Raw genomic sequence first — 11469 nt, 5'->3', positions numbered from 1 at the left:
AAAAATAGTCACAGTAAGGGAAGTGGGTATTTTTGGAGATGTCTATTCCCTTAGGAGTTGGTCATCTTTTTTTTGCTATCTTTAAATATTTCTTTCTTGCTGTTTGGTGGATGAAGCTGCAATACAGTTACAAAGACATCTATACCCACCCATTAGAAATGAAACCCCATCAAGACAAAAAAACAGGACTATCATTATACTAGTGAAGGAGTACAAGCTTTATTCATGTTTTTTGACCCGAACAGAGGATGGCGAAGAGTGAGCCATTAGGATAGTCATACTCCTATAGATTAGGCAAGTGAAGTTCGTCAACTTTTAGATATAAATTATCCCCAAGCTGGAAAAATCAAGTTAGTTTGTGATCATCTGAACACTCATAACATTGCTTCGTTGTATGAAGCATTTCCTGCTCCCGAAGCTCATCACTTAGCTAGACGTTTAGAAATCTATCATACTCCCGGTAATAGCATTTGGTTAAATGTGGCCGAGATTGAACTGATAATTTTAAGTAAACAGTGTTTAGACAGACATATTCCTACTACTGAGGAGTTACACAAAGAGTTAGAAGCATGCAATTAAGAGCATAATCAAACTGCTAGTAAGGTCACTTGGCATTTCTCCACTGAGGATGCCAGAGTCAAATTGCAACATCTTTATCCTCTGTTTGAAGCTCCCGAACAGGGATAAATCCCCTGTTTTTGATTATCTATTGTTAGTAATTGTCTGTTTTTAGCTGTCTATTAAAGAGCGTTTACCTGTTTTTGACTTTCTATTAAAGAGGGATCGCTCTTTAATAGCAATAGTAACTTTTAGCGGGGGATTCTAATGAACCATTTTAGCTGTAGAGCGTCCAGTCGTATGGGATAACTATGATATACCCACCCAGGCCAGTGTTAACCCAAACATTAACGGGACTTACGCAAGTACGCTATATATAGCGTACTGTCGATATAAAATTCTCCATACTATAATTAGTTTTTTTTCAGATAGATATTACTTTTAATGTATCTTTAAACAAAGTTACAATTAGGTTAAATTAACTTGCTAAAAAGCTTTAATTATTAGATGATAATGACAGGATTATATTAGTTCAAAAATATGAATTTTAATTTTGTTGACTACTGTCAATATTTACTTAAATCTCACACAAATTTTACTATAACGCTACGCCGCAAATCCAGAGTGAAAATATTAGCCATGATACAATAAATCACTATTTAAGAGCAGAGTCTTTAAATTCAGAAGATTTATGGCGAAATGTTCAAGAAGAATTTGTTTGGTGATACAGAAGCTTATTTAATTTTTGATGACACAGTAATTAATAAAAAGTATGGATATAATATTGAACTTACACGACGACAATATAGTGGTATAGGTTCATCAAGTTGTTTGCGTTCTATCAGCTGCGAAGTTCGTGGGTCTTGGAATAGTTAATTGTGTATATTTTAATCCCCAAAATGAACAATTATGGATTATAGATTATAGAATTTATGACCCAGATACTGACAAGAAAACAAAAATAGAAGAGTGTTGAAGAAATGATACTTAATGCCATAAATAATAAGAAAATACCATTTAAAACAGTATTAATGGATTTGGGTATGCAACACAAAGATTAATGGGATTAATAGATAACTTAGGAAAAATTTACTACTGTCCTTTAAAAAGTAATCGCGCGCGTTGATGATACACGAGGTGCAGAAAAATACAAAAAAGTTCAAGATTTAAATTGGAATGAAGCTGAAAAAAAGTCAGGAAAAATAATTCTAATTAAAGGGTTTCCACTCTGCCAAAAGGTGAAAATATTTTGGATTAGGTGTATCTGCCAACTTCAGCAGAATATATTGTCACTAATGACTTGACTCAATCATCACTCTTATGATGTAGAGTTTGAATCTCAAACTAGATGGAAAATCGAAGAATTTAATAGAGAAATTAAGCAATTAACAGGTTTAAGATTTTGTCAGTTAACAGGTTTAAGATTTTGTCAGTGTCGTCTGCGAATAATTCAGAAAAATCATATTGTTTGTGCAATGTTAGTGTGGAACTTATTAAAAAGATTTGCTACTAAAATAGGCAAAAGTATTTATCAAGTTAAGCATGAATTATTATCAAAATATCTAACCGATCAATTGAAAAATCCTTCAATTAAAATGAAAGTTATTTGACTTGAAAAACTCAAGGTTTTTTGAGTCAAAATAGTTAGGCGATTGCTAACGCAAAGCTCCGCTAACGCACATGACTATAGTGAAGTTCGTCGAAGTTGTCATGCGCTATATATAGTGTCTTTGCGTAAGTCCTGATTAAATAGAAAAAGATCAACTGGAAGAAGGTAGAAAAATATGTATTTATGGCGTTTTTCACAAAAGTAGACAACAATTTTAGCAAATAGAAAAAACTAACGAGCGGCCAGATGAAACCATATTCTTTCTATAGACTTGAGAGAAAAAATCTTAGAAATATATACTGAAGGTGAAAGTATCTATAGACTTATCGCCCAGGGTTTTCGAGTTAGTTTAAGCTTGATTACAAGAGTAATTTCACCTTATCGGAAGGAAAATACTCTAGAACTAATACTTATTGGCCATTCTCAAACAGGAAAACTTGAGCCATATAAGCACAAAACTCTAGAATAATTAGAGCTAAACAAGGATTTAACCCTAGAACAACTGTGTCAAAAATTCGCAACAGATACAGTTATTAAAGTGAGCATTCCTACAATGAGTCGTTTCTTACAAGGATACAAACCCTCCTCGCAAAAAAAACAGTGTAGCACCCTATCTTCATGGTCAAATGATTAACCTCATCGGAGCAATCATTTTCAAACAAGTCCTCAAAACTATGACCATCAATGTATTGAACCAGTGGCAAGGTATTTAAAACTTTTATGGCAGAACTACTAGTCCCTGAATTATGGCCCCAGAGCAGTTGTGGTTGGAGATAATTTGCCAGCTCATAAGGTTAAAGGTACCTCTGAAGCTATTGAAGCTGTGGGGGCAAGATTAATTTATCTATCTCCTAAGCCTTAAAGACCATTTAAAAAAAATTAGCCACAACTAGTGAACAATTAGAACAGGCGATCGCTACTTTGATGGATTTAGTTACTCCTAAAATGTTACGCAACTGGTTTACTCACTGTTGTTACTTTAGTCTATATTTGTGAAAACCACTATAATCAAACAATGGTTAAATCTGGGGTATTCGACAGTAAAAAGTTCTCAAAGACTGTAGAAGGTAAACCATAGGGAGCGGTAATTATTCCCCTAAAGTGCAAACATTGCCCTATACGATACGGGATAGAAAAATGCTTAAATAAATTGGCCGAATACCTTACCTGGAGTAACGCAAAATTAGAAAAAGGCATTATCCTTCATACGCTATGCTGATAACAAAGTTATCTTACACAAAAACCTCAAAGTAGTGTTACAAGCAAAAGCCGTAATACAGGAATGGCTAACCCAGATAGGATGAGAAGTAAAACCAGAAAAAACTAAAATTGCCCATACCTTGGAGGAATATAAAGGAAATAAACCCGGGACTTCCTAGGATTCACTTAATGGTAATGAAAAGTTAAGTCAACAAACAAGGATTTAAGATACTGGTAAAACCATCTAGTAAGAGTATAAAAACTCATTATTGGAAAATAGCAGAAATCAGGGTAAACTCATCTAAAATTTTATTGACAAATCAATATTTTTATGATGTACTTGCAATACAAGCTTTTCAAGAAATTATAAATATCACAGACAAACCTATTCCACTAATAAAATGCGATTAATCCACATAAGTATAGTGGCGATCACTATAAAAGTACTAAAACAAGCAGAAATAAGCTCCCATCGTACAACTAGGCGACAATATTTACGTTGATATCAGGCAAAACAACCCTCTTGTTTAAAACGAGGTACAAAAATTTTTATCCCTCGTCCTGGTTTCTTTTTGCCTTTCCCAAGTCGTTTGGGCAGTTGAGGTCTAATCCCTCTTCGATACATTGCTTGTCTTTCTCGTTGACAATCATATCCTTTCTCAGTGGCAATGACTTGGAATCGCTTACGTGGACGGCCCCGTTTTTAAGTTTTCACACTTAGTACTATCAATTAAGGGAATTAGCTGTTCTCTTTCATTGCCATTAGCGGCGGTAGTACAGTTAGCTACTGGTAATCCCTGCACCTTCCCTCAAGGTATGAATTAAAATCCCCTTCCCTTCATGGCCGTAAGCTACATCCTCTCCTCTACCCTGACCAGAGGAAAAAAAGCCGACCACGGCTGTGTAGCTCCAATTGATTAGTCCTTAGTTTTCTGCAATTCCTAAAATTCGTCCTTGTAGGTATTTGAGAGTTCCATCTTCTTCCCAACGCTTCAGCCATCTGTGTACTGAACTCTTGGAGGCACAAATCTCTCAAGGTGGTACATCACACCAACGACAACCTGTTATTAATATTATGTAGAGAAGAGTATGATTGTACATATTGTACGGGGAGCATGAGGTATACTATATATTTACCTATTTTTTTTGGTGAAATAGGAAAAATATCTTCAAATAACTTCCATTCTATGTCACTTAATCCTTTTCAAACATATTCGGATCTAATGGTAAAAGATGTGAGAGGCAAAACCACATTTGTATCAATTGTGACCGTGAAGCAAGTATCTCATCCTCAAACTCAACCACAACCAAGATATAGTAAAAATACTCGTCAAATCTGCTTAAAAATGTACGCGTTCTGGTATGGGCTTTCGGGGAATAGATAGAGTAACAGGGATTTACCATACTACCGTGATTCTATGGGTCAAGTTGGTGGGAGCACAGTTACTAGATGCCTTAGACCCTAAAGAAACTCCTGAAGTTGGGGAACTTGAAAAACTGCAAACTTTTGTCTGGTCAGTTGAAAAATAAAGAAAATCTAGCACAGGAGAGCAGTTAATTACTTCCAAGAGGGTATCTTAGCTTGGGTCATAGGAGATCATAGCGCCGATACTTTTGAACCTCTGTGGCAGATAGTCATACTTAGGTATTCCTTCTTCTATGTTACTGATGTGTTGAAAGTCTACCCCCTAATATATTCCCGATGGCGATCAGATTGTGAGCAAGACCTACATGACTTGACTTGAGGGATAAAATACATATCTGAGGCATTATTTAGCTCCTAAAACAAGGCAAAACACTATGTTATTCCAAGTTAATAAAGATGCTCAATCATTCTATCAAACTACTAGTTAACTATCTTAAGTTTTGGGATGTACCTCTTCCCAATAGAATTTATCCCTTGATTCAGCAACGCCCAATATTTTATTCAACAAAAATATTTGTAAAAAAAATGCCAGGTTTTAAGTCCCTAGAATCCCTAGAACTGTAATGCGATTTTGGCCACACAAAACTAGAAAAATCAAAGGCCAATTCTTACTTCTAACTCCTAACTCCTTATTTCCTACTCCTTACTATTCAATAAATATAATTGATAAAAAAATCTGTAAGTTTTACACAGTAGATAATACAGCCTTTATTTAGGGTTAGTTATAGAGTATAAATGTAAAGAAATATTACAATAGTAGAGTTAAAGCGGTTTAATGGCTTGACATTCCCGAAAAGAGCCGTTAATGTAAAGAATATACCCGGGTAAACAAGTTGACTGTAATATGCAAGATAAGCAAAAAGTTACACTATATATTCAACCAGAACTGCATCGTAAGCTCAAAATAAGGGCTGCAGTTGACTCGGAACCAATGTCATCAATAGCAGAAAGGGCGATTCTTTTCTATCTAGAAAACCCAGAAGTAATTGATGACTCAAGTTCAAGATATGGACAGACCCACCGGGTATACAGTTGTCCAGAGTGTACAAGCTCACTTATAGTCCGAGAAGGAGAACTGGTATCCATAAAAAATCAGCCAAACGTATTGGTAGACGAAAATATTCCCGTTAAGCAAGCCCCAGAAATAGAAAAGTCTGAGGTTCAACCGGGAGAACAAGAGTTAGTTCCCTGCTAACACTAAGCTGTAGCAAAAATCTAGATATGATGACTAATTAAGAGAGATAATTTATAATAAGTCTCTTAGAATTCATAATCTGGTAGGGAAAAAAAGGAAAATCTTAATTCAGCCACTGTAAACTTTGTACCGTCTCTACTAGGTCAAGGACTATGAAAGAAGAACTCAATATTCTAATCGAAGCTCAATATCCTTTGATCTACCTCGTAACCTCCGAGGAAGAGCGGTCAGAGCAGGCAATTTTAGCATTAGCTCAGAGAAAACTACAGCGCAAAGTATTTGTTTGGACAGTGACTCACGGTATTACAGACTATGATCAGAGCAAAAATACGACTCAGCACAATACAGTCTCGCCCGAGTCAGCTATAGAGTGGGTAATTAGGCAGCGAGATCCTAACACTGGCGCTGGAATATATGTATTCAAGGATTTACATCCTTTTATCGATTCACCACCAGTTACTAGGTGGTTAAGAGATGCGATAGCTAGTTTTAAAGGTACAAAAAAGACAATTATATTAATGTCTCCTGTGCAAAATGTACCCATAGAATTAGAAAAGGAAGTAGTTGTCCTTGACTTTCCATTGCCAGATATGAAAGAATTAAATCAAGTTCTCTCAGGACAATTAGATTCTGCTAAAAACCGACGTATTTCTACAGAAACAAGAGAAAAACTACTAAAAGCAGCTCTGGGTTTGACAAAAGATGAAGCCGAAAAAGTATATCGTAAAGCTCAAGTAACAGCAGGACGCCTAACTGAAAAGGAAGTTGACATTGTACTTTCTGAGAAAAAACAGCTCATCAGGCGCAACGGTATACTAGAATACATCGAAAAGGACGAAACTATAAATGCTGTAGGTGGTCTAGAGGAGTTGAAACATTGGTTAAGGCAACGTTCTGATGCCTTTACAGAGCGTGCCCGAGAATATGGACTACCTCAACCAAAGGGAATGTTGATTCTAGGAATACCTGGATGTGGCAAGTCTCTGATAGCAAAAACTACATCTGGTCTATGGGGTCTACCTTTATTGCGATTAGATATGGGACGTGTATACGATGGTTCAATGGTAGGACGCTCAGAGGCTAACTTGCGAAATGCTCTCAGAACAGCTGAATCAATTTCACCTGCTATTTTATTTATAGATGAGTTAGATAAAGCCTTTGCAGGTAGTACAGGTTCAGCTGATTCTGATGGAGGTACTTCTAGTCGGATATTTGGCTCATTCCTAACTTGGATGCAGGAAAAAACTTCTCCAGTGTTTGTTATGGCAACTGCCAACCGGGTAGAACGTCTACCAGGAGAGTTTTTGAGAAAAGGTAGGTTTGATGAAATTTTCTTTGTAGACTTACCAAACAAAGAAGAACGCCAAGATATTTTCCAAATTCACCTAATAAAAAGACGTCGAGATATTGAACGCTTCGATCTGGATCAACTATCTAATGTATCCGATGGCTTTTCAGGTGCAGAAATAGAGCAAGCCATAATTGCTGCTATGTATGAAGCATTTGCTCAAGATAGAGAATTTACACAGCTAGATATTATTGCCGCAATTAAATCTACACTACCGTTATCGAAGACCATGACAGAGCAAGTTACTGCTCTAAGAGATTGGGCTAGACAACGTGCGCGGCCTGCTGCATCTTCAGTTGCCGAGTATCAAAGACTGGAGTTCTAAAAGCTTTCTCCTGGTACAAACAGGAGTAAAGGCTAGTAAACTGAATAAAGTTGCTAGCAGTTTCTAAAAAAACCACATTAATTATTATTTGTGGTACTGTTCGATAAAGCACCGTTGTTGTTTCTGTTTTAATTATAAATTTAGGAGGAAACCCAAATGTCTCACTTCAGCACATTACGTACTAAGATAACTGACGCTGAAATCTTAAAAGCTTCCTTGGGTGATTTGGGAGTTACAGTTAAAACTAATGCTGATGTTCGTGGATACAATGGCCAACGTGTACGTTCCGATATCGTTGCTGTTCTAGAAGGCGAATATGATTTAGGCTGGTCTCGCAACAGTGATGGTTCTTTTGATCTAATCGCTGATTTGTGGGGTGTTGCTAAGAAGCACAATCAAACTGAGTTAATTAATTCCATCAACCAAAAGTATGCCGTTAACAAAACCTTAGCTACTGTTAAGCAACGTGGTCTACAAAACGCTAATGTCAAATTGGTAGTGCAAAAGTAATTTATTTGCGTGTTCCCAAGTTTGCGGGTTAACCAAAATCGGGTTAACCCGTTTTTTTTAGCTATTTTGACTGAGCTATAGTCTTACGCAAAAACATTAGGGCAGTTTTTGAAGGCTGCATCGACACAATTGGAGACCGTCTCAAACTCCTTTAATAATTGCTTCATCCATGTTTTTCAAACTGCCTACCAGTTTTCAATTTTGTTCAAATCTGGAGAATAAGCTGGTAAATACCACATTTCATAACCTGCTTCCTCTACCATCTTTCTGATATTTTCCCCTTTGTGAAAACTCCCATTATCAACCATAATAACGTCTCCTACATTCAATTGAGGAATTAGACAAAACTCCAACCAATACTCAAATAAATAAGGATTACACCAACCTGCAAAAGTTAAGGGGGCAAATAATTTTTTTTCTCTTAATGCCCCTATCCAACTTGTTCTTTCTCTTTTTTTTCCTGACTTTAACCCTAAACATTTTTCCCCTTTAGGACTATATCCATAAGGATAAACCAGTATGATTATCAAAACCTGCTTCATCAATATAAACAAGTTGATTTTTTTCTACTTTTGATAACTTTTCCCTAAATTTTTGTCTTTCTTCCTCGTCTCTTCCTTCATATCCGTAGGTTTTTTTTTCGAGTAATTTCTATTTTTTGACAAAAATAACTAATATTTTGTCGAGTTATATTATCCCCCCATAGTTATGCTATTTGTTGTTGAGTTTTATTTTTATTCTCTATGATAAATTGTCGAAATTGTTTTTCATTTTTAATTTTCTGTGGTCTTCCTTTGTTAGGGAGCGCTTCATAAGTCCCTGTCTCTAATTCTGCTGTTTAACCGTAAATCTAAAGTATTACGACTAATATTAAGCATTTGAGCAACATGAAGTTTTTTCTCTCCTCTTTTTACTGCTTCAATTGCTTTGGTTCGAAGATCATAGTCTAATGGTGCTGGCATGGAGTCTTCGATAAATTTTTGAGTTTTATCTATCATAGTCAATGTCCTAACCTTAATGCGTAAGACTATAGTATTCCAGATATAGATAAATAAATTTTCGATAAATTTTTGAGTTTTATCTATCATAGTCAATGTCCTAACCTTAATGCGTAAGACTATAGTATTCCAGATATAGATAAATAAATTTACGCGATCGCTCTTAATCATTTGTAACATTATTGTTTCAAAATGTTATTACTTAGTATGAGATAACTTGTGAGCAATGACACAAGTTTTTATTCTTTGAAGCTCCAAGAAAAAAAGGGAAAATGAGGTTAGCATCTTCAAAATAACTATAATAAAATTTATAGATCATGGTAAGTTTGCCCCTACATAATACTTTTTATTCAACCAAAAAAAGTAATAGAAAAAATGAGGCGATCACTGTAGTAATTTAGTAGTAATTTATTTTTCTGCTATTTTATCTAATTTTTCTTTAATAGATAACTGAAACCCTAACTTTAATAGGAATATAAATCCCAATACCGATAAAACAAAAATAATAATTGCAGCTTTAATATAACCTCCAGTCAGTAAAACAGATCCCGATAAAAAAGTAAAACCAGTAAAACCAGTAAAAATCAAAACTTTCAAAGCTAAATTAATCCGTTTCAATAACCGATCATGTTCAATAGAACGTACCCGAAACTGAATTTCACCATCTTCAATTTTTGTTTGGAATTGACGGATTAAAACTTCACTTTTACTAGGTTGCCGTAATTTATACTTAATAAAATCTGTAGTCTGTTTAGCTAACTCACCAACAACTCTACCTTTACCTTTAGAAAAAGTTATACTTTTAACAAAAGGTTGAGAACAACTAACTAAACTATAATCAGGATCAAGTTCTCTAGCAATACCATCCAAAGTAGTAAGTGACTTAAGAATAAAAGTCATTTGAGAGGGGAGACGAAATGGTTGTTCTTCAAACAATACATAAAGTTCTTCCTTAATTTGATCAAAATCATAAAAATTGACAGGTTTATCAGTAAAATTTTCCAATAAAAAATCAAGTAATCTTCTCACAGGCATCATATTAGACATTGGTACAATTAAACCAATAGTAATTAAAGCATTTAAAACCTGTTCAACATCTTTTTTTAATACAGCAAAAAAAGTTTTAATCATTTGATCTTTAGTTAAAGATTTGACCTCAGCCATCATCCCAAAATCATAAAAAATAACTTTGCCATCTGAACTAACTGCTAAATTTCCTGGATGAGGGTCAGCTTGAAAAAAACCATCTAACAATAACTGCTTTAAATAACAACAAACTCCTATTTGATTAATTAGCTTCGGATTAAGATTATAAGCTTCCATTTCCCTACGATCATTAATTTTAATTCCCGGTAAATACTCAAGAGTTATAACTTTTTCTGTAGTGTGAGTCCAATAAACACGAGGCACTACTATATCAGGATATCCTTGAAAATTGTCGCGAAAGCGGTCAGCATTTTTTCCCTCATTAACATAATCAATTTCTTGATATAAAATTGTAAAAAAATCATAGTAAATAACATCTAAATCATACTTCTTAGCCCAAGCAAAATACCTTTTACAAAAACGGATAACATTTTTGAGAGCTTTCACATCCAAGTCAAATAAAACTTTTAACCCAGGACGTTGTATTTTAACCACAACTTCCTCACCAGTTTGTAAATTAGCTTTATGTACTTGTCCAAGACTTGCTGCAGCGATAGGAAATTCCTTAAAATCTCGATACAAAGAATAAAGAGAGTTGCCAAGTTCCGACTCAATAATAGCGATCGCCTCCGTAGTTTCAAAAGGAGGCACCTGGTCTTGTAATTTTCCTAATTCTTCCACATATTCCTTCGGCAATATATCAGCTCGTGTAGATAAAGATTGGCCTATTTTAATAAAAGTTGGACCTAAATTTATCATAGTTTTGACTAACCATTCAGCCCGACGCCTCCTGAGAGTTGAAGATTTATTTTGAAATAAATTATCCCACCATAAAAAGAAAAAAAATTTTCCCGCCGCACTAAAAACATCTATTTGTCTGGTTAAGGGAGAATATTGAGCGCGTTGCCAAGGTCGGGACTTAGAAGAATTTTTAGTGAGCATACAAAGAACTATATAAATCTATTGTAAGAAACGACATATATGTTGTAGTTTTAGTTAATTGTAACTTGACATACTTGACATAACTACTAATATTATTCTCTAGATGACAGTTATAATAATTAGTAAACTAAATTAGAGATATTCCATAAATCTTTAAAATCTTTTGCTTAATTCATCAATCTAAAAAACTTTATGATTTCCAACTACTAAAC

At 34.8% G+C, this 11469-nt stretch carries 4 protein-coding genes and 4 pseudogenes; 6 read left to right on the top strand and 2 right to left on the bottom strand.

Translation table 11 applies throughout. From position 1 onward, the window contains the following. Positions 1-106: 106 nt before the first annotated feature. The 6 genes and pseudogenes from TERY_RS36240 to TERY_RS04870 form a co-directional block, all read left to right on the top strand. A pseudogene (locus tag TERY_RS36240) lies at positions 107-687 on the top strand (transposase); the annotation flags it as partial. A 411-nt stretch (positions 688-1098) separates the two neighbouring features. Beyond that, a pseudogene (locus TERY_RS29840) lies at positions 1099-2168 on the top strand (transposase). A 2409-nt stretch (positions 2169-4577) separates the two neighbouring features. Further along, positions 4578-5252: pseudogene (locus TERY_RS29830) on the top strand (IS1 family transposase); the annotation flags it as partial. A 385-nt stretch (positions 5253-5637) separates the two neighbouring features. Continuing rightward, entirely contained in the window at positions 5638-5988 is a 351-nt protein-coding gene (locus tag TERY_RS04880) for a hypothetical protein (RefSeq protein WP_011610806.1), read from the top strand. A 152-nt stretch (positions 5989-6140) separates the two neighbouring features. After that, positions 6141-7661, top strand: coding sequence for a stress-responsive protein Ycf46 (locus TERY_RS04875; RefSeq protein ID WP_011610805.1), 1521 nt, complete (start codon positions 6141-6143; stop codon positions 7659-7661). A 156-nt stretch (positions 7662-7817) separates the two neighbouring features. Beyond that, a complete protein-coding gene (locus TERY_RS04870) occupies positions 7818-8171 on the top strand; it encodes a DUF1257 domain-containing protein (RefSeq protein ID WP_011610804.1) in 354 nt (117 codons plus the stop codon). Between the two features lie 83 nt (positions 8172-8254). Here TERY_RS04870 and TERY_RS29825 read toward each other — a convergent pair. Both TERY_RS29825 and TERY_RS04855 read right to left on the bottom strand, forming a co-directional pair. Beyond that, positions 8255-9133 (bottom strand): annotated as a pseudogene (locus TERY_RS29825) (IS630 family transposase). 444 nt (positions 9134-9577) lie between these two features. Further along, positions 9578-11257 (bottom strand): AarF/UbiB family protein, encoded by a 1680-nt coding sequence (locus TERY_RS04855; RefSeq protein WP_011610801.1) that lies wholly within the window; start codon positions 11255-11257, stop codon positions 9578-9580. Positions 11258-11469 lie beyond the last annotated feature (212 nt).

The sequence above is a fragment of the Trichodesmium erythraeum IMS101 genome, assembly GCF_000014265.1.
Classification (GTDB): Bacteria; Cyanobacteriota; Cyanobacteriia; order Cyanobacteriales; family Microcoleaceae; genus Trichodesmium; species Trichodesmium erythraeum.
Note: the sequence above shows the minus strand (reverse complement) of the source record. Positions and strands in the feature narration are given on the sequence as shown.